The 25,348-nt window shown below is 46.6% G+C and carries 19 protein-coding genes; 4 read left to right on the forward strand and 15 right to left on the reverse strand.

Translation table 11 applies throughout. The annotated features are described in order from the left end of the window. Positions 1-57: 57 nt before the first annotated feature. The 4 genes from putA to KO531_RS18790 all read right to left on the reverse strand — a co-directional run bounded on the left by putA (position 58) and on the right by KO531_RS18790 (position 6,282). Positions 58-3,252 (reverse strand): bifunctional proline dehydrogenase/L-glutamate gamma-semialdehyde dehydrogenase PutA, encoded by a 3,195-nt coding sequence (gene putA / locus KO531_RS18775; RefSeq protein ID WP_219251956.1) that lies wholly within the window; start codon positions 3,250-3,252, stop codon positions 58-60. 257 nt (positions 3,253-3,509) lie between these two features. Further along, positions 3,510-4,061, reverse strand: coding sequence for a TIGR04211 family SH3 domain-containing protein (locus KO531_RS18780; RefSeq protein WP_105251551.1), 552 nt, complete (start codon positions 4,059-4,061; stop codon positions 3,510-3,512). Positions 4,062-4,285: 224 nt separating this feature from the next. After that, positions 4,286-5,575 (reverse strand): inorganic phosphate transporter, encoded by a 1,290-nt coding sequence (locus KO531_RS18785; protein ID WP_113939029.1) that lies wholly within the window; start codon positions 5,573-5,575, stop codon positions 4,286-4,288. 26 nt (positions 5,576-5,601) lie between these two features. Continuing rightward, positions 5,602-6,282 carry a TIGR00153 family protein gene (locus KO531_RS18790; protein WP_105251552.1) on the reverse strand — a complete coding sequence of 227 codons (681 nt, stop codon included), beginning with the start codon at positions 6,280-6,282 and terminating at the stop codon, positions 5,602-5,604. Positions 6,283-6,513: 231 nt separating this feature from the next. Here KO531_RS18790 and KO531_RS18795 point away from each other — a divergent pair, with 231 nt between their 5' ends. After that, positions 6,514-8,010, forward strand: coding sequence for a CYTH domain-containing protein (locus tag KO531_RS18795; protein WP_219251957.1), 1,497 nt, complete (start codon positions 6,514-6,516; stop codon positions 8,008-8,010). An 83-nt stretch (positions 8,011-8,093) separates the two neighbouring features. On the opposite strand, the gene KO531_RS18800 is transcribed toward KO531_RS18795, so the two are convergent. The 8 genes from KO531_RS18800 to KO531_RS18835 form a co-directional block, all read right to left on the reverse strand. Beyond that, positions 8,094-8,918 carry an ion transporter gene (locus tag KO531_RS18800; RefSeq protein ID WP_219251958.1) on the reverse strand — a complete coding sequence of 275 codons (825 nt, stop codon included), beginning with the start codon at positions 8,916-8,918 and terminating at the stop codon, positions 8,094-8,096. A 155-nt stretch (positions 8,919-9,073) separates the two neighbouring features. Then, positions 9,074-9,403 carry a hypothetical protein gene (locus KO531_RS18805; RefSeq protein ID WP_028761837.1) on the reverse strand — a complete coding sequence of 110 codons (330 nt, stop codon included), beginning with the start codon at positions 9,401-9,403 and terminating at the stop codon, positions 9,074-9,076. 101 nt (positions 9,404-9,504) lie between these two features. Beyond that, positions 9,505-10,158: a DUF4178 domain-containing protein gene (locus KO531_RS18810; protein WP_219251959.1), complete on the reverse strand. Its 654-nt coding sequence runs from the start codon at positions 10,156-10,158 to the stop codon at positions 9,505-9,507. 164 nt (positions 10,159-10,322) lie between these two features. Continuing rightward, positions 10,323-11,012 (reverse strand): PspA/IM30 family protein, encoded by a 690-nt coding sequence (locus KO531_RS18815; protein ID WP_219251960.1) that lies wholly within the window; start codon positions 11,010-11,012, stop codon positions 10,323-10,325. Between the two features lie 11 nt (positions 11,013-11,023). Further along, complete coding sequence (locus tag KO531_RS18820) at positions 11,024-11,437, reverse strand: DUF2170 family protein (RefSeq protein ID WP_219251961.1); 414 nt, start codon at positions 11,435-11,437, stop codon at positions 11,024-11,026. Positions 11,438-11,515: 78 nt separating this feature from the next. Then, positions 11,516-13,240, reverse strand: coding sequence for a polyamine aminopropyltransferase (locus tag KO531_RS18825; protein ID WP_219233820.1), 1,725 nt, complete (start codon positions 13,238-13,240; stop codon positions 11,516-11,518). Between the two features lie 4 nt (positions 13,241-13,244). Beyond that, positions 13,245-14,144, reverse strand: a complete 900-nt coding sequence (locus KO531_RS18830; protein WP_113939026.1) for a DUF350 domain-containing protein — start codon at positions 14,142-14,144, stop codon at positions 13,245-13,247. A 13-nt stretch (positions 14,145-14,157) separates the two neighbouring features. After that, positions 14,158-15,129, reverse strand: coding sequence for a hypothetical protein (locus KO531_RS18835; RefSeq protein ID WP_105251557.1), 972 nt, complete (start codon positions 15,127-15,129; stop codon positions 14,158-14,160). Between the two features lie 238 nt (positions 15,130-15,367). Here KO531_RS18835 and glnE point away from each other — a divergent pair, with 238 nt between their 5' ends. Next, positions 15,368-18,223, forward strand: coding sequence for a bifunctional [glutamate--ammonia ligase]-adenylyl-L-tyrosine phosphorylase/[glutamate--ammonia-ligase] adenylyltransferase (glnE, locus tag KO531_RS18840; RefSeq protein ID WP_219251962.1), 2,856 nt, complete (start codon positions 15,368-15,370; stop codon positions 18,221-18,223). Between the two features lie 104 nt (positions 18,224-18,327). After that, positions 18,328-19,299 (forward strand): sensor domain-containing diguanylate cyclase, encoded by a 972-nt coding sequence (locus KO531_RS18845; RefSeq protein ID WP_219251963.1) that lies wholly within the window; start codon positions 18,328-18,330, stop codon positions 19,297-19,299. 77 nt (positions 19,300-19,376) lie between these two features. Here KO531_RS18845 and KO531_RS18850 read toward each other — a convergent pair whose 3' ends face one another. Continuing rightward, entirely contained in the window at positions 19,377-20,336 is a 960-nt protein-coding gene (locus KO531_RS18850; protein ID WP_219251964.1) for a sodium-dependent bicarbonate transport family permease, read from the reverse strand. Between the two features lie 138 nt (positions 20,337-20,474). Between KO531_RS18850 and KO531_RS18855 the strand changes: the two genes are divergently transcribed. Further along, positions 20,475-21,473, forward strand: a complete 999-nt coding sequence (locus KO531_RS18855) for a LysR family transcriptional regulator (RefSeq protein ID WP_173242949.1) — start codon at positions 20,475-20,477, stop codon at positions 21,471-21,473. A 123-nt stretch (positions 21,474-21,596) separates the two neighbouring features. On the opposite strand, the gene KO531_RS18860 is transcribed toward KO531_RS18855, so the two are convergent. Together KO531_RS18860 and zapE are read right to left on the reverse strand one after the other, a co-directional pair. Beyond that, entirely contained in the window at positions 21,597-23,222 is a 1,626-nt protein-coding gene (locus KO531_RS18860; protein WP_219251965.1) for a methyl-accepting chemotaxis protein, read from the reverse strand. A gap of 588 nt (positions 23,223-23,810) precedes the next feature. Continuing rightward, positions 23,811-25,091: a cell division protein ZapE gene (gene zapE / locus KO531_RS18865; RefSeq protein ID WP_219251966.1), complete on the reverse strand. Its 1,281-nt coding sequence runs from the start codon at positions 25,089-25,091 to the stop codon at positions 23,811-23,813. Positions 25,092-25,348 lie beyond the last annotated feature (257 nt).

The raw sequence follows: 25,348 nt of genomic DNA on the forward strand, positions 1-25,348 counted from the left end.
ATTGTTATCGCGATGGCTAAAGATGCATAGCGATATTCTAAAGCAAGTTCAGTGTGCTTATTCTTCGCCATCACCCAGTGACAGTAACGTGGCATTACCACCAATAGCGGTGATGTTGTTGGTGCGAGTCTTTTCAGTCACAAAACGGGTTAAGTAGTGTGGGCCACCGGCTTTAGGACCTGTGCCTGACAGACCTTGACCACCGAAAGGCTGTACACCCACCACAGCGCCGATTTGGTTGCGGTTAATGTACACGTTACCCACATTCACTTTATCCGCGACTTCAAGGGCATGGCCTTCGTTACGGCTGTGGATACCTAAGGTTAAGCCAAAGCCTGTGCTGTTGATTTCATTGATTACATGGGCAAGTTCAGATGCCTTGTAACGGATCACGTGCAGGATTGGGCCAAAGTGCTCTTTTTCCAGCACTTTAATTGAATCTATTTCAACCGCAGTGGGCGACACGAAGTGACCGTTCTCAGTGCCAGCAGGCAGCGGCATTTGCTTGATAAGCTTACCGACTTGCTTGATATGGTCGATGTGCGCATCTAAGTTGGCTTTAGCGGTGGCGTCAATCACTGGGCCTACGTCGGTTTTGATTGAACTTGGGTTGCCAATCACTAACTCATCCATGGCGCCTTGCAGGACTTCGATCACGCGATCGGCGATGTCTTCTTGGAGGAAAAGCACGCGCAGCGCTGAGCAGCGTTGGCCCGCGCTGGTGAATGACGATGAAACCACATCGTTAACCACTTGCTCGGGTTGAGAGGTTGAGTCCACTACCATGGCATTTTGGCCACCGGTTTCGGCGATTAATGGAATAATCGCGCCATCACGGTTGGCCAGTGTACGGTTAATCAGTTTTGCCGTGCCAGTTGAACCGGTAAAGCACACACCACCGATACGTTCATCGGCCGTAATTGCGCTACCCACTGTCGCACCAGTACCGGGTAGGAATTGCAGCACCTCGACAGGAATACCCGCTTGGTGAGCGAGTTGCACCGCACGGTAACCAATAATCGAGGTTTGCTCCGCGGGTTTTGCGATGACTGTATTACCCGCCGCTAATGCCGCAGAGACTTGACCGAGGAAGATGGCCAATGGGAAGTTCCATGGGCTGATACACACGAATACGCCGCGGCCTTGGAGGAACAGTTCGTTCAGTTCACCCGTTGGGCCTGGAAGCAGTTCAGGTTTTGCCATCATCTTCTTGGCTTGTACTGCGTAGTAACGACAGAAATCAACGGCTTCACGTACTTCGTCGATACCGTCTTGAATGCTCTTGCCCGCTTCACGGGTGCACAGGGCGATCAATTCTTCGCGGTTTTCTTCTAATAAATCGGCCAATTTTTGCAGTGCAGATGCACGGGTTTCCACTGGTGTGCGTGCCCAAGAGGCAAATGCTGCTTCAGCAGACGCGACGGCTGCTTCGATTGCAGCTTTGTCGGCGAAGGCGACTTGACCTACGGTTTGGGTAGTGTCGTATGGGCTAACAATCGTTTTATGTTCGCCAGTTAAGGTTTTACCGTTAACCAGAGGGCCCGCTTGCCATTGGGTATTTTTAAACTGTTCTAGTGCCGCGAAAAATGGCTCAGATTCGGAAATGATGTTCATATTGAGTCCCTTGGAATTTTTGCGATCGCTACCGAAAATATCGGCAGGTAAAACGATTCTGTTGTTAGCCAGGGTTTTGTAACCCGTCAGCGTTGTTAGCGGATGTATCACTAATGACTCTATGGGGGTTTTAGGATCGACCAGTTTGTGGACGAACGAAGTATTCGCGCCGTTTTCCAGCAGACGACGGACTAAATAGGGCAGTAGATCTTTATGGGCACCGATAGGCGCATAAATACGTACCGCTTTAGCACCGGTTTCAGCCAGAATCGTGTCGTACAGCTCTTGTCCCATGCCGTGTAAGCGTTGGAACTCATGGTTACGATCGCCCGCCATATCGGAAATTGCCGCCACGGTTTGCGCATTGTGGCTAGCAAATTGTGGGTAGATAGCGCCGCGAGTCGCATCCGATAACAAGTAACGGGCGCAGGCGAGGTAAGAAACGTCAGTACCGGCTTTGCGAGTGTAGAGTGGATAAGCGGCTTCGCCAGCTTGTTGCGCCCACTTAAGTTCGCTATCCCAATAGGCACCTTTTACCAGACGAACTGGGATTTCATCCCCTTGATCTTTCGCCAGACGCGTTAACCAAACCAGTACGGGCAGGGCACGCTTAGAGTAGGCTTGTACGACTATGCCGAGTAATCCCCAGCCTTTAGTTGCTTCAGCATTAAACAGTTTTTGGAACAGTTTTAGTGATAACTCGAGGCGATCGACTTCTTCAGCATCGATAGATATACCGATATTTAAGCCACGTGCCAGTTTAATCAGACGAATCACTGTGTCGTACAGTTCAGTCAAGACGCGGTCTTCATTGGCCACTTCGTAACGTGGGTGCAATGCCGACAGCTTGATGGAGATTGTTGGGCGCGGTGATTCATTTTCGTTATAGCTTTGAGCACCGAGCTCAGTGATCGCATTGGCGTAATCGGTATAGTATTTCTCGGCATCTTTGCGAGTTAACGCCGCTTCGCCCAGCATGTCGTAGGAATGGGTATAACCTAACTTACGTTTGTCTTCACTGTTCTTTAGGGCTTCTTTCATGTTGCGGCCCAGTACGAACTGCTTACCCATGATCTTCATCGCTGCCATCATGGCTTGACGGATCACAGGCTCACCCAGACGATTCACTAAGCGGCTCAGCAAGTTGCTTGGGGTGCCATCGAGTTTTTTATCGAGTTTAACGATTTTACCTGTGAGCATTAAGCCCCAGGTCGATGCGTTAACTAGCACTGAGTCACTCTTGCTCATGTGCTCATCCCACTTAGCGCCTGAAAGCTTATCTTCAATTAGCGCATCGGCAGTGGCCGCATCGGGAATTCGCAGTAAAGCTTCGGCTAAACACATCAGGATAATGCCTTCCTGTGTTTCTAAGCTGTACTGTTGCAGGAAGGCATCTATGCCGACCATCAAGCCTTTTTTATCGAATTGACGAACCTTATTGACCAGTTCGTGGGCACGACGAGTGACGCGCTCTATGGCTTCATCACTTGAGGGAACTAGTTTGATTAGCTCTGACAAGTATTGTTCTTCATCGACAATGTAGTTGTCGCTGACTGCTTTGAACAGTTCGTCGAGATTGGCAGAATCGTAGCGGCCTGCCAGCACTTCACTCGCTTTGAACATAGTTATCGCTTCCATCTTGGCCGTTATTGGGGCGCTATTGTTGAAACAAATTGGGAGGCGCCAAACGCATTTGATATTTTGTATACAATATGAAGGTTTGCGCGCGCAGATTATACAACCAAAATGTGACGGACAACACTATAGCGTGAAAGATTGTGAAGCTTGTTTGATTAGCTTGTTAATAAGTAGATGTAACGCTTGATTGACAAAAAAGCCAGTGTTTGAAAACACTGGCTTTTGGAAGGTAAATTAAGACTTTTTGTGTGTCAGACTCACATCCAACGTTTTTTATTGCGACGTTGTGGTCTAGGTAAATACACTAAAATAATGCCTAGGATTAAGCCCATGCCAGCGATTAAGCCACCTTGGCGCCAAAGTTCAAAACGCTCGTCTTGAGCGGTGCGATCTACCGCATTTTTCAGTTGATCACGTTCTTGAGTCGTTTTAGCTAGGTTGGTTTCTAACTCGCTTAGTTTAGCCTTTAATTCGAGCAGTTCGCCGGCATGATTATCCGTTGAACTTGATACTTCTGCTAACTTAGCTTTGGCCTGTGCGAGTTCAGTTGTTAACGCAGGGACTTGCTCACGGAAACTTTGAGTCGAACTGATCAAGTTGGTTTGTACCCAACCTTCACGGCCTTTATGGTCGATTATTTTGGAGTAATCACCTTGAGTTTCGTTGAGCAGTGTCACAGGTTGACCCGCTTCAATTGATCCAACAATTCGAAACTCAGTACCAGGGCCACCTAAAAGATACAGAAACACGTTATCCGAGATGTAGCGGGATTGGCCTTCGGCCAGCAGGTTGGAAGACAGCAAGATCATTCCTACCAGAGTCAGGAGTCTAAACACTTTTGTATTCTCATCAACGAAATAGTCTGCACATGCTAGGGATTTGAGGCCTGTAATGCAAGAGGGAAGTCATAGACTTCCCTCAACTTTACGGCATCCATGCTATGACCATTCCAATTTAATTCAATCTTTCCTACGACCTTCTAGTCCTAGGCGCTAATACTGCTTAATGTCAGCAACACATTTAGCGAGACTTCTTAATTAAAAATACCTTTAATCATATAGAAGAAGATGATTGATAGGCCAGCACCTGCTGGTAGGGTCACAACCCAAGATACGACGATATTACGTACCACACCAATGTTAATCGCTGCGATACCACGGGCCATACCTACACCTAATACCGCACCCACTAAGGTTTGTGTGGTAGAAATAGGTAAACCAGTGCTAGAAGCAATAACTACAGTTGTTGCCGCGGCTAATTCTGCCGCAAAACCACGACTTGGCGTCAAGTGAGTGATGTTTTTTCCGATAGTTTGCATAACGCGCTGACCAAAAATCGCCAGACCCATCACAATACCTACGGCACCCAAAGGTAAAATCCACCAGACTAGAGGTGATTTCGCTGCAATCTCACCACCGCTATTGACGACTGAAACAACCGCCGCTAATGGACCAATCGCATTTGCTACATCGTTTGAACCATGGGCAAAAGCCATACAACAAGCTGTCAGAACCATCAGGATCGCAAACACTTTTTCAACGTTTTTGAACTGGGTTTGACGATCTGCTTTATCACTCATTTGTAAGCGTGAAATGGCGATTTTACCTAAGATACCAACTACAGCAGCAATAGCACCTGCGAGTAGGTAAGACTCGGTAACTGAGAAATGCAGACCAACATGGGATAAGCCTTTCATAATCGTCATTAATGACATGATGAAACCAGCAAATGCCATATAGAAAGGTACGAAACGCTTAGCATTACTCAATGGATCGTCAGTGTTGAAAATGAGTTTTTGAGTGCTTTGGAAGAGGATGAATGCCATAAAGCCCGAAATAGCGGGGGTTACGATCCAAGAGCCTACAATCCCGCCCACTTTATCCCATGAGACTGAATCTGCACCAACACCCACGGCGGCGAAACCAATAATCGCACCGACGATGGAGTGAGTCGTTGATACCGGCCAGCCAAGGGCCGATGCGACGACAAGCCAAATACCTGCTGCCAACAATGATCCTATCATGCCGTAAACCAGCAATTCAGGAGTCGCAGTGAAATAGCTAGAATCAATAATACCGCTACGAATGGTATTGGTAACTTCGCCCCCAGCTAAAAATGCACCGGAAAACTCAAAGATCATTGCGATAATAATCGCTTGTTTAATTGTAATTGCGTTTGAACCTACAGAGGTTCCCATCGCATTGGCAACGTCATTCGCCCCAATACCCCATGCCATGAGAAAACCAAATGCAGCCGCAATGGCAATAAGCCACGGGCCATTGGTGACTAAGACGTTAGCCACCTCAATACCTGCATCAACCATATTGATACCTTGATAACCTTAATTTGTTAAACGCGAGCCAGCATAAGCTCAAGACGCGAACCGACGCGTTCGGCAAGATCTGCAAGACCACCGACCCATTCAATCGTTTTGTAGAGGAACATCACATCGACAGGATTCAATTCAGATTCCATAGCGAATAACTGACGGCGTAACTGAATTTGTAGATCGTCAGTATCTTCTTCGATGATATCGAGTTCGTTGATCATTTTTGCCACTAAGTCGACTTCACGGCCACGGAAACCTGTTTCTAACAGATCTTCGAGTTCATTAATGACTTGTTTTGCTAGTGCTACCGCATCGATACAGCGTTGTAGATAAGCAATAAATGGGACTTGCATGACCTGAGGGATTAACAGCTGACGGCCGATAACACGACCGGAAATATCTTTGGCTTTGTTGGCTATCTTGTCTTGTTGAGTTAAAAGTTCCAATAAATCTGTACGTTCTACTGGCATAAATAAACCGCTTGGCAGAGTAAGGCGGATTTCACGCTTCAGTGAATCTGCTTGCTTCTCGGCTAAACTAATTTGCTTACGTAATTGAACTGCACTGTCCCAGTTACCTGTGATAGTGGCTTCGAAAAAGGGGACGAGTAACGATGCGCAATCGTGTACTTTGTCCATGTGCTCTTGAAGAGGCTTAATTGGCGATTTTGCAAACACGCCCAAAATAGAGTTTACTGGCATTGCCGTTTACCTATTTAGATTGTTCCATTATTGGAAAAAGCGGGCGCATGTTAACCTATGCGTCCGCGTATTGAAACTGTGTTTTTTCAGAAAAAACGACAGGTTTATTCTAACGGGTTATATACCAACTGCAAAACCAAATCCTACGGGATTTTTATGACACATTTGTGACATTATGAACTAAAGATGACGCATCGATGAATATTTGATGACAAAGTGAGCGGTTACGCAATGAATGCTGAGATTGAATTAAAACTGTTTTTCCTGCCGATATATCAAGAATCCCTGATAAATAAGTTAGATAGTCTCGATAATGCCGTACCTCAAGGTCAACGTCGTTTGGCGAATGGTTACTTCGACACCCCTGACTTGCAATTACGTCAGTGGGACATGGGATTGCGGGTGCGCGGTTACGATGCGCACCGAGAGCAGACCATAAAAACCGCAGGACAAGTCGTGGGCGGCATTCATTCGCGGCCCGAATACAATGTGACTATCCAATCCGATAGCCCAGATTTAAGTCTATTTCCTACCAGCATTTGGCCCACTGATGCCGATTTAGCGGCAACTCAAGCTCAGTTAACTTGTATATTTCACACCGATTTTCATCGTCGCGCTTGGCATGTTCAGATTGATAACAGCGTGGTCGAAGTTGCGTTAGACATAGGTGAAATCACCGCTAATGGCCAGCAAGAAGCCCTGTGTGAGCTCGAGTTTGAACTCCTCAGTGGCGATACTGAGGCGCTACTTAAGCTGGCGATGCAAGTGGCGAGCGTTGTGCCCGTGCGTTTAGGTAAGGCCAGTAAAGCGCAGCGGGGCTATCGATTGGCGGGTAAGGCTAAGCCGCTCGATTTAAAAGCATTGGAATTTCTGCCACTGGCCGAGTCACACGATTCTTCTTTACTGGATTTAAGTGCAAACTGCCAAATCCTGCTTGAAACCGCCCTTGAGCGCTGGCAATTATTAGAGAGCATGATCGCAGAGGAAAGCGACCCTGAAGCCTGTGTGGCACTATGGTGGCGGATGCGCGCCTGTATTCGTTTGCTGCGGATGACCTTAAATCAGTTCGAATTATTGAATGTGACACTGTCTAGCCAATTTATGCTGATTGAAAAGCAGCTCGATTTTATTGAGCAGGCACAGGTGTTGACCGCTTTGCTTGGTAGCCAAAGAGGCTTATTTGCTAAACTTGGCCAACATGCCCAAGTTAAGGCGCGACTTCTGGCGCAACTGACAGAGATTAATCTGACGGAACGCTTACTCTCCCTATGGCAACAGACCGAATATGGTCAATTACAGCTGGCTATTGTTGAACTGTTGCTAAAGATCAGTGCTGGTGAAGTGGACATCACCCATCAGCCTAGCTTACGCCAGCATGCCGATCGTGCTCAGCAAGCTTCTTGGGTGGCGATAATTGAGGTCATGCCACTCAATAGCGTCATGACAGCGGCGAATTATCTACAAGTGGCCACAGTGTTGGATGCGAGCATTCTTGTGGGTCATGCCTACGGCAGTTTATATGAGGCGAAATCACGGGACGCATTTCGTGCACCTTGGCAAGATCTCGCGCTTGGGATTAAAACTTTGGCTTGTTATCGCGCCTTACAGTATGCGAGTCGGGAGTTAGATATCAATTTAGCTGAGTGGCTGGAAGACAAGCAGCAGAGTTTGTTGTTTGCTATGGAATCGACACGCCGTAACGCGATGCAACAGCTGGTCTACTGGTAGTATTACTTTTTATCGCTGATAAACGGAAAAGGCTCAATCTATATTAGATTGAGCCTTTTCATTAGTCTGTTTTCGCAACAAAGTCAGCTATTTTTTGTTTTGATAGCCTGCTTAAGTTCTGCAATTTGAGCCAGCATTTGCGCTTGATTTTGTTCTATTTTTTGTTGGTTTTCTTCCATTCTTGCTAAGGCTAATTCAAGCTCTGATTTGATTTCGGCTTTATGAGCATCTTGGCGTTCTTGACGTTCAGATTCATCTGGCGCAACAAATACCGACGCCATATAGCCTGAAATCACCCCAAAAAAACTCACACCGCTGACAATGACCACACCACCTATGATGTGGCCTGCTGTGCTTACAGGATAATAATCGCCGTAGCCGACGGTAGAGATAGTGACTAATGCCCACCAAATCGCTTGCTCAGCGGTCTGGATATTGGCGCCTTCGGTGCCGCTTTCGACAATGAGCATAATGACGGAAGCTAATGTCAGAATCGTCACCATAGCAACCAGTAGACTGGCTAAGGTGGCTTGTTTACGTTGTTTTACCAGTGGGAGCAGCAGTGAGCGACTCATGCGGATCAGGCGTATTACCCGTAGGATTTGAAAAAGCCGTGCCATACGTAGGGCTTCAATCGCCGGAATACTGGCAATAAAATCAATCCAATGGTGTTTAATGAAAAAGCGTTTATCGCGAGCACGGATCAACCCAACAAAGAAGTTAATCATAAAAATCATACAAATACTGGTATCGACAAAGAAGAGCAAGCGGTAGGTTTCGCTATCTAGGCGGCCGAAGGTCATGACAAGTACTATGATCACCGACAGCAAGGACAATAGCATCATCGCCATTTCGAATGGAGAAGGAGTGCCAAGGGTGCGAAGCGACCATGGGGTTTTATCTGTCATGCCAAACATGATCCCTGTTAAGTGCGGCGAATATCACTACTAAAGTAAAAGACTTTAGGCTGTGAGTAAATTTACTGAGTAAATAAAAGGGCTATATATCGATTAATCGCGCCAGCCAATGGTTAGAAGGGTTGGCACTTGAGATCAGCGTTGCTTTAGGTTTCATCAACAAAGTGGACTAAATCGTCGAGTACACGGCGTTTAATTTCTAGCTGTGAATCGGCACTTAAACCATATTTCTCTGCCAGTTGCACATAGTCATCTGCATTGAGTGACACGGTAAGACGCGGACGCGTTGGCCGTTTCGATACGCTAAGACCTAAAATAGTGCGAATTTGATCAGAAGGGCTAACGCCTGCATCTAACGCGGCTTTACGAATAGAGTATTGAAATTTTTCATCGAGATCGAAGGCAACCTGTGTCGCCTTAGCGGCTTGTTGGTTCTTTAACCATTGCTCGGGCAGAGGGTGTTTGGTTTTACTCATGGCGTATTACCTATTGCTATCAACCGTTTCTAGCGCTTATCTGTGAGATTGTATTGGGATTATTGATAAAGTGCGAGCACGCACTTTATCTTATTTTCGTGTTATTTCGCCGGCCAGTATTCCCGAATATCCGTTAGCGGGCGATATAGGGTCAAGACAACATCGGTATCACCCCCTTCGTAGACTTCCACTTCGACGGCGCAGCTTTCATTGTCATCAAGTAATAAATAGTACTCAAAGGGCTCACCTGTGGCGCCATTGGCATCCTGTGGCGGCTTTTGGCCACGATAATCCTGACGATGGAAATAGCCAAAAGCGGCAAAAGTCACTTGGTGGTATTGTTTTCCAAGCCATTGTTCAAGTTGTTCAGCTAAGTCGGCCGGTAATACTTGCGTAGTTAACTCGGCATGACCCGGTTCCTCGAACAGGGCGCTGAATTGCTCGAGATCGAATAATTGCTCCACTTGGGCGCGGGAAATCTTAATCGAAAAGGCGAGATAGGTTTCGTCGTCTTCTTCGATACTTAAAAAGAGTGTATCGCTGCCATGACCTTTGAGTAACCATTCGGTTTGCTGTTTACGTTCAGACTCGTAGGTATGTACGGCTTCGACCCTCAATTGTTGACCACGAAGTTGTGGCGGCAGGGCAAAACTGTCATCAATTGAGATCATGTCGCCCACATTGAGCTGGGATGGGTGATTGAGCTCGCGCTGTGGCGCTGCTTTCTTACCAAAAATACTATTGAAAAATCCCATAGTGACTCCTGCTGACTATGCTCGCGTGCGGCCTCATATTGATTGGCAGCAGATATTCACGGGCAATAGTGGTCATTTTTATTTAATGAGGATGAAACAAAAAAATGCCGAGGTCAGTAGGGGGTGATGATCCCACTGAGACTCGGCATTCGGTCAATCATTGCTTAGCTTTTACGTGCTTTGATTCGATCTAGCACTGCATTTGCGTTTGACTTTTGCTCACCAATACCCGCTTCGGCTAGTTTGGCTTGCAACGACTTATCACTGTTTTCATCGGCTAAGGTTTCAGCCGCTTTCAGGCGGTCGTCAAATTGTTGCTGACGTGCCTTGATACGTTCTAGTGAATCTTTAGCGTTCAGCAGCTTAGAGTTGCTAGACGCGAACGAGTCAGTAATGGTTGCCGTCGCTTTTTGTACGCTTTCAGTGGTTTTAACCATGCTCAACTGACGTTGATAATCAGACAGTTGGCGTTCGGTTTTCTTCACTAAGTCTTTCAAGCGTGCAGCATGGGCGCTAAAGCTATCGTTGGCGCTTTGTTGCTCAGACAACTCTTGGTCTAACTGAGCAATCTTTTCAGCAATTTCAATCGCTAAGGCTTCATTACCTTTGTCCAATGCTTGAGTTGCATAACCTTCGTGTTCTGCAATCGAACGTTTCAGGCGGTCGATTTCACGGCTGGCTTGCATTTCTTTCGCCATGACATCGGTCAGTTCACGTTTAGCATTGGTTAAATGCTTTTCTGCGTCACGGATTTCCTGTTCGAAAATACGGGTTGAGTTTGCGTCAACGATGCCTTGACCCACTTCGGTAGCACCACCACGAAACGCTGTTAAAATTTTATTCAGAATGCCCATTTTGTGGCTCCTTATTTCAGATAATCGACCATTTCATCGATAACTTCTAAACAGTTATCAGATAAAACTGCTAATTCTTGCTCGATTTCGAGCATGCTAGATTGTAGTGATAGCGCACCGTAAACCACGTATTTGTCATCAATTTTTGCAAAAGCTGACAAGGGCATTGGAATGTTGAGCTCTAGCATGGTTTCAAACATTTCACTGCGACGTTCTTGATTTACTTCGTTCTCGCCCCACAGGTAGCTGATGCAAAGTACTTGGTTGTCCGTTACCGATACAAATACCGGGATTTCTTCACGGCCGACCACATTCACTTGCAACACTTCGACTTCACCATCGATTGGATAACAATCAAATTGAAAGCCAGTTTGGCTGTTGTTGCCAAGACTGTTGAGGTGATTGGCAATGGTATGGATATTCATATTTGTCCTTATTGACATATTATGTCTGTATTCAAAGATAGCACTGAGACATAATATGTCAAGTACTATCTCATCCTATTAAAAAAGATCCAGTCCTTGATTTTCGGACCAATCTTGCAAATGGTAGTGATACAGCTGCAATGAACCCAATTCATTGGGTTTTATGTTGGCGGCATCTTGATAAAAATTGGCTGGAAACTCAAAGGCGCCATCCACTAAACCTAAAGTGAGCCAGTCATCTTTGATGGGCAACTCAGTTAACTTTGCTAATCTGTGTTGTGCATCGAGTCCGCCTAATGTTGCAATACTCCAGCCCCATTCGCCAAAACTGGGCACATTATGATGGTACTGCTTTACGTCAAATCCCGCCAATGCCAAGGTTTTTGCTACCGAAATAAAGGCCTTAGGGGCATGGTAAGGCGATGTTGACTGTACAGTCAGAGCGCCATCACTGCTCATAAGTTCCTTTAATTTACGGTAGAAATAGTCCGAATACAGCTTATTAAGATCGGGATGGCTCGGATCAGGCAAGTCTACGATAATCGCATCGTATTTCACGCCTGTGGCAATCAGTTTATCGACACCATTAAATGCATCGTCGTTGATCACTGTGACACGGGGATCGTTCAGTGCATTGCCATTGAGCGCCAACATAGCGCGACTGAGACTATCGGGCATATCTGTATCGGGCGATTTAAATAATTGCACTAGGCCCACATCGAGATCGAGCAGCGTGACTTGTTCAGGCTCCCAGCGCAGTACTTGTTTGAGACCGAGTCCATCACCGCCGCCAATGATCAGCACCTTGTTGTGACGGGCACTGGCCGCGAGCGTAGGATGAACGAGAAACGTATGGTAGATGTGCTCGTCTATGCTAGAAAATTGTAAGCGACCATTGATGTATAAAGCATAAACGGGCGGCAGACCGTTACCGCGCAACCGCTCGGTGAAGGTCAGCTGTTGGAAACGTGTCGCCTTGGCGTAAACCACTTTGTCTTTATAGAGCAAATTATTGAATTCTTGCTCCCAGCGTGGGCCGTGGATTGCTAATACGAGTAAGACACCAGTCACGATAAAATGCCCACTCAAAAGCAGTTTAGGGCGGCGGATTTTAGGCCAGAATCGCCAGATAAACACAAAACCTGCCAATAGATTGAAACTGGCAGTTAAGGCGGCGGCGAGTTGGATATCGATGGCGAGCATAAAGCCAACCCAAATGGCGGCACCTATGCCTGCGCCTATGTAATCAGCTCCATAAATGGTGCCCGCGTTATGCAGTAAATGCTCGTCGGAAAGGGATTGGCGAACCCTCGCAATCAGCGGGATTTCCATACCAATCATCAGGCCCAATAACACACCCCACACATAGGGTAAGTATTCGCTGAGTTTTTGCAGCGAGCCTATCATGCCACCTTCGGGCAGTTGATCTGGCGGTAAACCTAAGGTGTTAGCAATGATCAATGGCAGTTGTTGACCAAAACCAATCACCGCTGCTGTGATTAAAATGGCGAGTGAGCCACAGAGTGCAACTGTAAGTTCTAAAATCACAAAACCAGTAAAGGCATCACGGATCTTACGCGCGGCGAAGGCACCTAGCCCCATGGAGACAATCATTAAGCCTATCATGGTGTAAATGGCGGCTTCTAATGCGCCTAAAATGCGGCCCGCATAGTGGGATAAAAGATATTCATAGATCAGGCCGCAACCTGCTAATACGGCCATAATGCCCAATAAGAGAACATCGTCGAACCAACCTAGGCGGCTAGGTTTAGCCGCCGAGGGAGTTAAGCTAATTTCTTGCATTCGATTAAGCCATCAGTGCCGTAAGAATAAGTGCGATAGCGATACTGATCGCCATTTCTACTGCGGCGATACCGATATTGTGTTGTCTTTCCACTTCATCGGCTAAATCGATACGGGCTAATACCAGTTTCTTCACGACGAACAGCAGTAAGGAGAGCGCGATCAGCATAATGACTGAGAACACTAACCAACCGATCACATTCGTCACATAAGCCGTTGGATTATAAATAATAAAGTGACTGGCGGCATTAAAGCTCAGTGCCATAGCAATCATGTAACCTGCATGGCGTAGCGCTAACGCTGTATGACCTTGGGCTAAGGCTTGCTGCATAGACGAGTCTTGGTTGCGGCTTGCGAAACGGTTTTCACGCCAGCGCGTGAGTAGCACTAACATCAACTGCGAAATCGCAAAGGCGCTGAAGATGGCAATGAAGGTATCGACCGTTAAATCTTCTGCCCACAGCAAGACGGAGCGAATGATAATGGCGGTAGCAATAGCAACGCTAGCATCGACGATAGCGACGGACACATTACCTTTGATGATTTGCTCGTTCTTATCAAACTCATTTAGCGCTATTTTATCGTGGAGAAAACGGCCGAGTTTAATCAGTACTAAACCGAATAAACCATAGCAGCTCATGCCAATCGCTTCGGTAAGATAAGAGTGTGCCGCAGCGCCTGTGATAGCGCCTGTAAGCACTATGCCTAGGGCGGCAACTGCGCCAGCGGTACTTATGCCAAAGGCAAAGTTATCCCGCTCTGCCAGCTCCTTACTGCTATTGACCTTTACACTCCAACCTTGCAAATAACGCATTAGCGTTAGCAAAATCACGGCTATGGTGAGATCGATAGCCAGAATGATGGCTAGCTCTGGTGTGATACCGAAATCCTGAAATAATGTCATTGGAAATCCTTAGTTACTTGCCCCGGCGCACACTGCGGGTCGTGCGATTGCTGGAATTGCGGAAACTGCTGTCTTTAGCATAGTTAGATCGAAACTTACTGTTCGAACTCTTGCTCGCACTTGTCGTGCTGGCCTTAGGTGCGCTGGTACTTTCACGGGATAACGCCGTGCCACCAGTTCGCGGTTTAGCATAAGGGCTGTCAAAGCGCTTGCCTTGTGAGTCGAAACGTTTTTTCGTTTGTTCGAAGGTCTTATTTTGCGCATCCGCTTGTTTGGGTGAGGTATAGCGATAACGACCTACGTCATTGTAATAGCTATAACCTCGGTTACCCGACCAACGATCGTAGGAAACTGGGCGATTGAAGACATTCGAAAACATCGAATACATGCCATACCAAGCCCAAAACGAAGTGCCGCTCGAGTCGGTTTGCCAGTTACCGTAAGAGGGATTGCCGACCAGTTGACTACCAGGGCCGAAATCTTCACCGCCATTGGCTAATGTTGCGGCCTCACGGCTAATCGCATTTACGCGAGCCAGTTTGCCGTCGGACATATCGGCGACCACGTTGACGGGATCAGACAACATATCGTTAAACAGACTGGGATCTGCGGCTTGATAAAGATTTTCTGCTTCGGCCAGCTGTTGATCGAGATCGGCAAAGTTACTCGCCACTTTCGATTCATCTAAACGACGTTTTAGCGAGGTATACATGGGACCTTGGGTACCAGAATCCTTTGCTAATTCATCGAGTAAGGGTGCTAAATCGGGTTTCTGCTGCTTTAGCAGTGTCGTGTATTGTTTTAAGAGGTTAGCGTTACGCAACTGGCCGTCATCGATCATCGTCGTGAGCGTAGCGAGACGTTGCTGTGTGAGTTGTTGATACTTCGCGATTTTATCCGGTCTGTCATCGCCACAACCCGTCAGCGATAGCGAAACGGCTAAAAAAAGTATCGATGTGAGAACACGGGTTAGCATTCCTGCCATGTTTTCTCCAAAAGGTAATGAAATAAAACTCAAATACTTGCAGGCAATAATAATCCGCTTGCCCAATATGCCTGCCGCGCAGGTTATAGTACCCTTAAATGCCACAGATAAAAGTGTAAACCTTTATTTGTGTGTTACATCAGGTAGCTGCAAGTCTCGTCGAACATAACATGATGTGGCGTCAATCTATATCATTTACGACATAATATGTCGATAGCTAAATTTGTTAGGGATTATTATGACCATGCAAAAAGACAGTAATAAGTCATTGTCTATTCTTATTAATCAAACCGCTGAACGCAATTGGCTGCGATTAGAGGAAGCATGGTCCGAAGGACTTGCGCAATTAACGCCTGCTCAGCAGCAAGAACTCAAAACGGTTTTGGGACTCAGTGATTATGTGACGGCTCAACTATGCCGACATCCCGAGTGGATCGCTATGCTGTTTGCGGGCGAGTTAAGCCTGATTGATCGTAAAAACTTTGATGTTGATTTACATGAAGAACTGGCTAGCACGACCACTGAGGAGATGGCTAAAACCACCCTGCGACGGTTTCGTAACTATCAAATGGTGCGTTTAGCTTGGCGTGACTTTTTAGACTATGCCAGTTTAGAGGAATCCTTGCTTGATCTGTCGGCGCTCGCCGAAGCGTTAGTGATCTGCGCCCGCGATTGGCTCTATAAAGATATGTGCGCTCAATATGGCACGCCTATGGACAAAGAAGGGAATCCGCAACCGCTACTGATTTTAGGCATGGGTAAGTTAGGCGGCCGCGAGCTTAATTTCTCCTCCGATATCGATTTGATTTTCACGTTTCCTGAGCATGGCGAAACCGTCGGCGGTCGTCGCAGTTTAGACAATCAACAATTCTTTATCCGCATGGGGCAAAGGTTAGTGAACTTGCTCGATCAAGTCACAGTCGATGGTTTCGTGTTCCGTGTGGATATGCGTTTGCGTCCCTACGGTGAAAGTGGCCCCTTGGTGGTGAGTTTTAGCGGTCTTGAGGATTATTACCAAGAACAAGGACGAGACTGGGAGCGTTATGCCATGGTCAAGGCGCGTGCGCTCGGGCCTTGGAACCATTTCTCCGATGAACTACACAGCCTCCTGAGACCCTTTGTGTATCGCCGTTATATCGACTTTTCGGCAATTGAATCCCTGCGGAAAATGAAGCAACTCATCGCGCAAGAAGTGCGGCGCCGTCATTTGACCGACAATATTAAACTCGGTGCAGGCGGTATTCGTGAGGTCGAGTTCGTGGTGCAAAGTTTTCAATTGATCCGTGGCGGCCGTGAGCCTGCGTTGCGTCAGCAGAGTTTATTCGGTGCTATCGATACGCTTTACAGCTTAGGGCAGTTTGAATATTTGGCGGTGGATGAGCTTAAACACAGTTATTTACTGCTGCGCCGGGTTGAGAATCTGCTGCAAGCCATTGACGATAAACAAACCCAAACCTTACCGAATAATCCATTGGATTGGGCTCGATTGTGCCATGTACTCGATATGGCTAATGAGGTTGATTTACGCACTCATATTGAAGCGGCAATGAGCAAAATCCATCGTCATTTTAAAGCCACAGTGGGCGGCGAAGAAGGCGAAGAAAAAGCTGAACATTGGACGACGCAGCTGTGGAACATGCAAGACCTTGATGATGGCATCGCGTTGTTGGCCGAACAGCAAATTGATGATGACAAGCTGTGCCCTATGCTCAGCAGTTGGCGCGAAACAGTGACTAAGCGTTCGATTGGTCCACGCGGGCGAGAAACCTTAGATAAATTAATGCCAAGATTATTGGAAGAATTGATTAATCAACAGAGTCCATCGTCAGCTTTTGAGCCCGTGTCTAAGGTGCTGGAGCAGATTTTAACTCGCACCACTTACCTTGAGCTTTTGTGTGAAAACCCTGGTGCGCGGCAGCAGTTAGTGAGCTTGTGTTGCGCCAGTCCTTGGATTGCCGCGCAGTTGGCTAAATTCCCCATGTTGCTCGATGAGCTTATCGATCCGTCGCAGCTCTATGACACGACCTCCATCGACGATTATCCGAGCGAGCTGCGTCAGTACATGATGCGCGTGCCCGAGGATGATATGGAGCAGCAAATGGAAGCGCTGCGACAATTTAAGCTTTCACAACAACTTAAAATCGCCGCAGCCGATGTCACGGGTGTTTTACCCGTGATGCAAGTGAGCGATCACTTAACTTTTTTAGCCGAAGCTATTATCGAACAAGTGGTGATGCAGGCGTGGCAACAGGTTTCAGTGCGCCACGGCGTGCCCGCACACCTTGAGGGCAGTGACACAGGCTTTGCCGTTGTCGGTTATGGCAAGCTCGGCGGGATTGAATTGGGTTACGGCTCCGATCTCGATTTAGTTTTCTTGTGTGAAAATAAAACAGAGAACGGCCTGACCAATGGTGATCGCCCGATTGAAGTTGGTCATTTTTACCTCAAACTCGCCCAGCGCATTCTGCATTTATTCTCGACTCGCACCACTTCGGGGGAGTTGTATGAAGTGGATATGCGCCTGCGTCCTTCTGGCGCCTCGGGTTTGATGGTCAGTGAGATTGAGCGTTTTGGCGAATACCAAGCTAATGAGGCGTGGACTTGGGAACATCAAGCTTTAGTTCGCTCGCGTTTTGTTTTTGGCGACAATAGTTTAGCGGTTAAATTCAGTCATATTCGCGCTTCAGTATTGGAAAAACCCCGTGATAAAGCTGAGCTGCAAAAAGCGGTACGTGAGATGCGTCAGAAGATGCGCGATCACTTGCTTAAAGTCAGTGATGGCATGTTTGATTTAAAGCAGAGTCCAGGCGGGATTGCCGATATTGAGTTTATTGCCCAGTACTTAGTGCTGGCTAATGCTCACGAGTATCCAGAGCTAACGATTTGGTCTGACAATGTGCGGATTTTTGGTGTGTTAGCTGAGCTTGAACTTTTGCCAATGATGAGTGCCCAGCATTTAACTCAGACATATTGCTTACTACGGGATGAAAATCATCGACTGACTCTGCAACAAAAGGCGGGGCAGTTACCAGTGTCAGAGGTAGAAGACCATGCTGAGCGGGTGTTAAACATTTATCGTGCTGTGCTCGAATAGTGCAGTCTTTAAGGGGATTAAGGCTGATACGAATTTCAGCCTTAACACCGCAAGAATACACCATTTAGGCTAGAGTTTAATGAGAGCAGTTAGCTGAGAGTGCCATGCAATTACCTACAATTCCTGAAAACGAGCTGCAACGCTTGGCTACGTTACGGGCACTTAATGTGCTCGACACCGATGCCGAGGAACGTTTCGATCGTATTACTCGGCTTACGCGCAGAATTTTCTCCTTGCCCATCTGTGTTGTGACCTTAGTAGATGCCGATCGGCAATGGTTTAAATCCCGTCAAGGATTGGAGGTGACTGAAACACCTCGGGAAATTTCATTTTGTGGACATGCGATCAATCATGACGGCATTTTCATCGTGAACGACGCCCTCAAAGATCCCCGCTTTAGTGACAATCCTCTGGTGACTGAGCAGCCGCATATTCGCTTTTACGCCGGCTATCCCCTCACCATTCACGAGCAATATCGGGTGGGTACTTTGTGTTTAATCGGTACTGAACCGCGGGATTTTACGGCTGAAGACATTGAAACCTTAACGGATTTAGGACAAATGGTAGAGGCTGAATTACTCTCTATCGCGCAAAATACCTTAGATCCCTTGACGGCTATTTCGAATCGACGTGGTTTTGAATTACTGGCCCATCAGTCACTGGCGAGTTGTCGACGTACCGAATCTGAGGCGGCCTTACTCTTCTTCGATCTCGACTTTTTTAAGGAAGTGAATGACAGCTTTGGTCATCGCAAGGGCGACCAAGTGTTATACGATTTTGCCCATATCTTAATGACTGCTTTTAGGGAGTCGGATGTGATCGCAAGGCTTGGCGGTGATGAGTTTGTGGTGTTATTAAGTTTTGTGCATAGAGATACAGTCAATCGGGTCATCGAGCGTTTTAAGCAGTTACTTGATCAATATAATCAACAGCATCCTAAGCAACATAGATTGGCGACCAGCATAGGTATCGCCCATTGGACACCGGATTCGGATATGAGCTTAGAGGATCTGTTAGATTCCGCCGATAAAGCCATGTATCAGGATAAAGCCACACATCACAGTGATGCATCTTAAATTGTTTACGCTTATGCCAATGAAAAGGGAGACAATAATGCCTCCCTTTTCATTGGACTTTATTCGGCGAAGAAGTACTAAGCTGTAATGAGCGTTACCCAATGTTGATATAAGGGTAAGCCAATTAACACGTTAACCGGAAACGTAATGCCGAGTGAGGCCAGCATAGCCAGCCCTATATTGGCTTCGGGGATTGCGGCACGAATGGCCGCTGGCGCTGCGATATAAGATGCGCTGGCACTTAATGCCGCTAACACTAAAATGCTGCCTGAAGGTAAGTCCAGCCAAACACCTACACCAATACCACACCAAGCCAATACAAAGGGCGCTACGGCGGCAAACATTAATAACCGCCATTGTTTAAGTGGTAGCGGCAAACACACTTTGGCCGTTACTAAGCCCATTTCCAGTAAAAATAATGCCAGTAAGGTTTTGAATCCGCCTAGTAGCACAGGTGTAAGCGGCGCAAGTCCCGTTGGGCCGTAAAGCCAACCTATCACCACACCGCCAAGGAGTAATACAACGCCACGACTGGTTAAGGCTTCGTGCAACACGCTTGATTGAGTTTCATTTTTGGGTGATGTTTCAATTGCTTTTTTGGCACTTAAGTATCTGTGTAACCAGAGCATTACGACAATAGCAGGTAGTTCCAGCAGAACGAGATACAGGGTCGTTTCTGGCCTTAAGATCAGCCCAGATTTTTCAACCATAGCCATCACCACCGCAAAGGTTCCCGCACTGACGGAGCCGTAATGGGCGGCAATACTAATGGCATCGGTATGGCCAATGCGAACCAGCCGGGTTAGTACAGGGTATAAGGCCAAGGGGATAATCAAACCTAAGGCAACAACCGTTAACAGCTCAGTGAACACTAAGTTTTGAGTGTGACCGTGGAGCGCCATTCCGCCCTTTAAACCTAAGGTAAGCATTAACAGTATGGATAGGGTTTCGTAGATCGCGGGTGGGACTTTAAGATCTGACTTCACTAGGCCAGCTAACAGGCCTAAGGCGAAAAAGGCAATGACAATATCTGGCATAAGTATCTCATTAAGTTTGACTTTTAAGCGGTTCAAAACGCGCTTGCTTGTCGAGTGATCCTGATGGCTGGTGATTTTGGACCTAATTAGTTATATTGAAAAATAAATTGTTTACCACCTAGGTATAGATAATTATCTATGGATAAGCGTTCGTCATCGACTCAGCTTAAATTGCGGCATTTGAGTTTTCGGTTACTGCAGGTGTATGTGCAAGTGGTGCGGTTAGGTAATATTTCCGCAGCGGCGAGGGCATTGCATTTAACTCAACCCACAGTGTCATTACAGCTTAAAAAACTGGCCGATGTGTTGGGCGAGCCATTACTCGAGAGTCGTGATGGCCGCATGTTACCGACCTTGATTGGTAATGAGTTGTACCGCGCAGCCTGCGATACCTTGAGTCGTTTTGAGGATTTCGATGCTTTTATGCAGCAGGCTAAAGGTGGCAGTGTCGGTCACATTAATATCGGTATTGTCACTACCGCAAAATACGTGTTACCACGGATTTTAGGGGCATTTTATCGGCAGTTTCCACAGGTTAAAGTGACCTTAAACATTGGTAACCGTGCCCATGTATTAGGCAGATTTGAACGTCAAGAAGATGATTTATACCTGTTCAGTCATCCTCCAAGTGGCGATAACGTGTTATCTGCACGCATCATTAAAAATCCGCTGCAACTGATTGCACCAAAGGAGCATTGGGCAGTGGGTCGTGAACAAGTGAATTTTAACGAGCTTAAGAATGAGCGTTTTATCGTGCGCGAACCGGGGTCAGCCACCCGCTTAATGTTCGAGTCTTGGTGCAGCGGACAAGGCATCACGCTCGGTGATACTATGCAAATCGAGAGTAATGAGGCGATACGCTTGAGCGTCGCGTCGGGCTTAGGTTTGTCGGTGATTTCGGCGCATACCTTGCAAGAAGGGCGCGAAAAACCTGCAATTCTAACTGTTACGGGGTTTCCGCTCGAAAGTAACTGGTATCTAGTTGGCCGTAAAGATCGCCGTTTGCCCTATGCCGCCATGCAACTGGTGGACTTTATGGCGGCGCATTTGGTCGAGTGTATCGAGCCAGAATGGGTTGCCACTGATATCAGTGAATTGGCTATGCACTTTAATCATGCACCGCAAACTCGGTCCTAGCACTCTTGAGTCTTGCTTGTATTATGGAAGCTTTATTAAACTAGATCATAGCGTTATGCATTGAGGGTAACGGTTGAACACATCTTGCGCCATTACCCTCAGATTCCATTATAAAGCGATACTCTAGACTTTAAATCGCGTCAGTAGATTGTTCAGTTCAACGGCGAGTCTTGAGAGTTCATGTGCCGAGGCACTGGTTTGCTGTGCCCCCGCAGCACTTTGGCTGGCAAGATCACTAATATTCACAATGTTTTTATCGACCTCACGTGCGACTTTCGCTTGCTCTTCGGCGGCGCTTGCGATGACCATGTTGCTGTTATTCATCGTACTGATTTGGCGATTAATCGTGTTTAATGCATCCCCTGCCAATCTTGCGACTGAGAGTGCCTGTTCAGCCTTTTGGCCGCTATGCTGCATTGATTGCACAGCCGTTTCGGTACCGTGCTGGATTTTGTTAATCATGTCTTCAATTTCACTGGTCGAGGACTGAGTGCGATGGGCTAGGGCGCGAACTTCATCAGCAACAACCGCAAAACCACGGCCTGTATCGCCCGCTCGCGCCGCTTCAATGGCTGCGTTTAGGGCCAGTAAATTCGTTTGCTCAGCAATGGCGCGGATCACATCGAGAACTTTACCTATATCCCTCGCTTGAATCGCTAAGGTTTGAACAACCTGTGAACTTTGCGTCACATCCTGATTCATGTCGATAATGGCTGCGACTGTCTGATCTACCTGTTTTTTACCTAATTCGGTACTGCGGGCGGTTTCTTCAGAGGCTTCTGAAGCGAGCACCGCCGTATTGGCTACTTCATCCACTGCCGAACTCATTTCGGTAATCGCAGTTGCCGCTTGCTGTATTTCATCATTTTGTTGTTGTATGCCGCGGGAAGCATCTTCAGTGACTGAATTGAGTTCTTCGGCGGCGGAGGCGAGCTGGCTAGAGGAGTTTGCTATATGGGATAAAGTGTCGCGCAGGTTTTGCTGCATTTCAGCTAATGATTGCATCAGTTGACTGGTTTCATCTTTACCCACTGTGCTGATTTTCTGCGTTAAATCCCCCCTTGCGACTGCTACTGAAATGCCTACAGCTTCCTTCATTGGCTGCACGATACTGCGAGTTAAAAATATTGCCACCATAAATGCAGCGATTAAGGAGCCCACTATCATAATGCTGTTTAGCCATTTACTCTCGTCGTAGGCTTGTGCAGTTATTTGACCTTGTTCCTTTGCATATTCAGTATTCAAGCTGCCAATGCTAATGAGCGTCTTTGTCATTTTTTCGGCTTGCACTATCATGACATCATCCATGATCCGTTTAGCTTCGGCTGCATCATTCGCCTGTAGCTTGCTGATCATCTCATCTTGATGCTTTAAATACAGATCAAGGCTGCCACTAAATTCTTGATAGAGCTCCTGCTCACCTGGCAGGCTAATTAAAGGCTCATAGTTTTTTTGATCCGTTTTAATACTCTGGCGGATTTGCCTTAATGTATCGAGTCCTTTGTTAAGTTCAGCAGTCGAATTTGCTAATAACAGGCGAAATGTAAACACCCTAGCGCGCATCACATTGAGGTTGATGCTCGACAGACTGACTAGCGAAGGTAGGGTATTATCTTCAATTTCTACAGCAGTGGAGCGCATGGATGACATTGTCTGTAATGACATGATTCCTTGAAGTAGCAACACAAGAGCAAGTAATCCAAACGCAGCAATTAATCGTGAGCCAATCTTAAATTGTCGTAACCACATAAGTTAATCGTCCCTGTATTTAAAAGAGTTCCGTTTAAGGCTGTTCTTAATATTGTCTAGCGAATATTTCGAACTAAGTGTCATGGTGCTTAGTCAGAATCATGAGTCTTTAGTTGATTGCATAAACTATAGATTATATTTTTGAGCTTTTATGTTGCAGGTTGTAAATTTGAACGATTTAAACCTATAGGCTGTAAATTAGAACAATTGAAACTAAGTTACACCGTACCTTAAAACTCAAGGTTAGCAACAGCTAGAAGCAAATTGAACGTAATGAGTCATTTGGTTGTGTGGATTGAATCGATGATGGAGGATGGGTTTTCTATTTTATGTATTTGATTTTAAATTATTATAATAGTTTTTACTGTACTAGTTTGTTTATGATTGCTGATTTTCAATTTAGGTACTTATTCATCTTTCTAGGCTTGTATCTGCAAATAGCGTATTTGACTTGTTATATTCTGAATGCATGAATTATCTTGTCACTAATTGTTCCTCGAATTTTTATCGTGATGGCTAACTTCTTGCTTATCAATATTAGGCTTTTGGTCTAACTCAACAGAGCGATAAATCGCTAATGTTTTACGGTCATTCACTTCGACTCATTGCTATTAATCGACTGTAGGTGCGGCGGAATTCAAAACTGAGTGCGCCAACTTGATAGAGTTCACTCAGTGGCACGTCGCAGCTGAGATATAAGCTGACATTTTGATCGTATAACTCATCAATCAAGCTAATAAAGCGCCGTGCTGGGTCGTCGTTGGCCGCATAGGAGAGTTTGCGCTCGCCCGTGGCTGCGGCTTGGTTATCACCTGTACCGTCTTCTGTGCCGCGGGCACGGATCCAGCTTTTTACTTCGCCGCCTAATTTGGGAACGCTGCTCACCATTAAGATCTTAAATCGACTGGCTATTTCGATATAATCGAGCTGGGATCTCGGGCCGTCACATAGGGCATAAAAGTCGAACCAAGCGACTGAGTTGCCTGTTGGCGCTATAGCGGCGCGGATCACAGGGATTTCACGGTTGCAGATGGTGAGGCTAGCATTACTCATTCTGCTATCACTAATGCCAATAGCGCTCATATTGGGTCTATTTGGCGTTAACCTATTCACTAGCTTGTCAAAAATCTGCTCAAAATCGAGTGTTCCGGTAATGCCGATATTGCGGGAAATCGAGGCGTTAACTTCAGCGCTATCAATGCCAATCTCGTTGTTTAATGAAGGATTGCTAGCGTGCATCCTATGGTCTTGGTTGCCATTGAGATGCAGCATTTGAGTGTGTGTTTGCAGCAGTTGGATGCAAGGTAAAAATCTGTGTCTAGCTAGGCCGTTCTCATATAAGCGCTCAATAGGAATATTTGAGGTGGCGACCAGCACCACCCCTTGTTTGAATAGGCATTCAAAGAGCCCAGCGAGTATCATGGCATCGCCAATGTCCGAGACAAAAAACTCATCGAAACACAGCACCTTGCACTCTTTTGCGAGATTTTTAGCTATGAGTGTTAACGGATCTCGTTTGCCCGAATGCTCGCGTAATGCTTGGTGAATCCGCGCCATAAATCGGTGAAAATGCAGTCTTAACTTGCCTTCACTCGGCAAGCAATCGAAAAACAAATCCATCAGAAACGTTTTGCCCCGACCCACATCGCCCCACAGATACAGACCTTTGATTGCTTGTTTGTTGATAAGGGAAAACTGTGCTGAATGTGGCTGTAGCATCAACTGCTTAAATAGCACATCGAGCGCCAACATCGCCTGTTGCTGCGCGGGATCGTCAATGAGATCTATGCTCACCTTGGCGCGATACGCTTCAAGTGGTGTCACGATTGGGGTTATCGATTGCGAGCTAGCGGAGTTTGAATGTGCCATGTCGGGGTCTCGTTGGCGGTTTGTTTTCGGTGTTTGCTGCTAGTGTGTTCTTTAGCTTTGTTTTAGTGCGATATCAACACTCACCTTTTTGAGGCATCCTGTTACTCATATTCAGGTACTCGGGAGCCATATGGCAAGATGCTCAGGGTAACATAGTCGCTGGCGTGACTTAAGTCCCGCTCTGGGGCTTAGGTTAAATACTAAGCGAAACCAGTGCTTTATTCTCGAGGACTTTTACCATAACATCTTTGTCACAA

The sequence above is a fragment of the Shewanella sp. NKUCC06_TVS genome (genome assembly GCF_019345515.1).
GTDB classification, from domain to species: Bacteria; Pseudomonadota; Gammaproteobacteria; order Enterobacterales; family Shewanellaceae; genus Shewanella; species Shewanella oncorhynchi.

Coding starts and splice junctions, on each gene's coding strand:
- putA (WP_219251956.1), bottom strand. CDS start 3,252: ATGGAAGCGATAACTATGTTCAAAGCGAGTGAAGTGCTGGCAGGCCGC.
- KO531_RS18780 (WP_105251551.1), bottom strand. CDS start 4,061: ATGATCTTGCTGTCTTCCAACCTGCTGGCCGAAGGCCAATCCCGCTAC.
- KO531_RS18785 (WP_113939029.1), bottom strand. CDS start 5,575: ATGGTTGATGCAGGTATTGAGGTGGCTAACGTCTTAGTCACCAATGGC.
- KO531_RS18790 (WP_105251552.1), bottom strand. CDS start 6,282: ATGCCAGTAAACTCTATTTTGGGCGTGTTTGCAAAATCGCCAATTAAG.
- KO531_RS18795 (WP_219251957.1), top strand. CDS start 6,514: ATGAATGCTGAGATTGAATTAAAACTGTTTTTCCTGCCGATATATCAA.
- KO531_RS18800 (WP_219251958.1), bottom strand. CDS start 8,918: ATGACAGATAAAACCCCATGGTCGCTTCGCACCCTTGGCACTCCTTCT.
- KO531_RS18805 (WP_028761837.1), bottom strand. CDS start 9,403: ATGAGTAAAACCAAACACCCTCTGCCCGAGCAATGGTTAAAGAACCAA.
- KO531_RS18810 (WP_219251959.1), bottom strand. CDS start 10,158: ATGGGATTTTTCAATAGTATTTTTGGTAAGAAAGCAGCGCCACAGCGC.
- KO531_RS18815 (WP_219251960.1), bottom strand. CDS start 11,012: ATGGGCATTCTGAATAAAATTTTAACAGCGTTTCGTGGTGGTGCTACC.
- KO531_RS18820 (WP_219251961.1), bottom strand. CDS start 11,437: ATGAATATCCATACCATTGCCAATCACCTCAACAGTCTTGGCAACAAC.
- KO531_RS18825 (WP_219233820.1), bottom strand. CDS start 13,240: ATGCAAGAAATTAGCTTAACTCCCTCGGCGGCTAAACCTAGCCGCCTA.
- KO531_RS18830 (WP_113939026.1), bottom strand. CDS start 14,144: ATGACATTATTTCAGGATTTCGGTATCACACCAGAGCTAGCCATCATT.
- KO531_RS18835 (WP_105251557.1), bottom strand. CDS start 15,129: ATGGCAGGAATGCTAACCCGTGTTCTCACATCGATACTTTTTTTAGCC.
- glnE (WP_219251962.1), top strand. CDS start 15,368: ATGACCATGCAAAAAGACAGTAATAAGTCATTGTCTATTCTTATTAAT.
- KO531_RS18845 (WP_219251963.1), top strand. CDS start 18,328: ATGCAATTACCTACAATTCCTGAAAACGAGCTGCAACGCTTGGCTACG.
- KO531_RS18850 (WP_219251964.1), bottom strand. CDS start 20,336: ATGCCAGATATTGTCATTGCCTTTTTCGCCTTAGGCCTGTTAGCTGGC.
- KO531_RS18855 (WP_173242949.1), top strand. CDS start 20,475: ATGGATAAGCGTTCGTCATCGACTCAGCTTAAATTGCGGCATTTGAGT.
- KO531_RS18860 (WP_219251965.1), bottom strand. CDS start 23,222: ATGTGGTTACGACAATTTAAGATTGGCTCACGATTAATTGCTGCGTTT.
- zapE (WP_219251966.1), bottom strand. CDS start 25,091: ATGGCACATTCAAACTCCGCTAGCTCGCAATCGATAACCCCAATCGTG.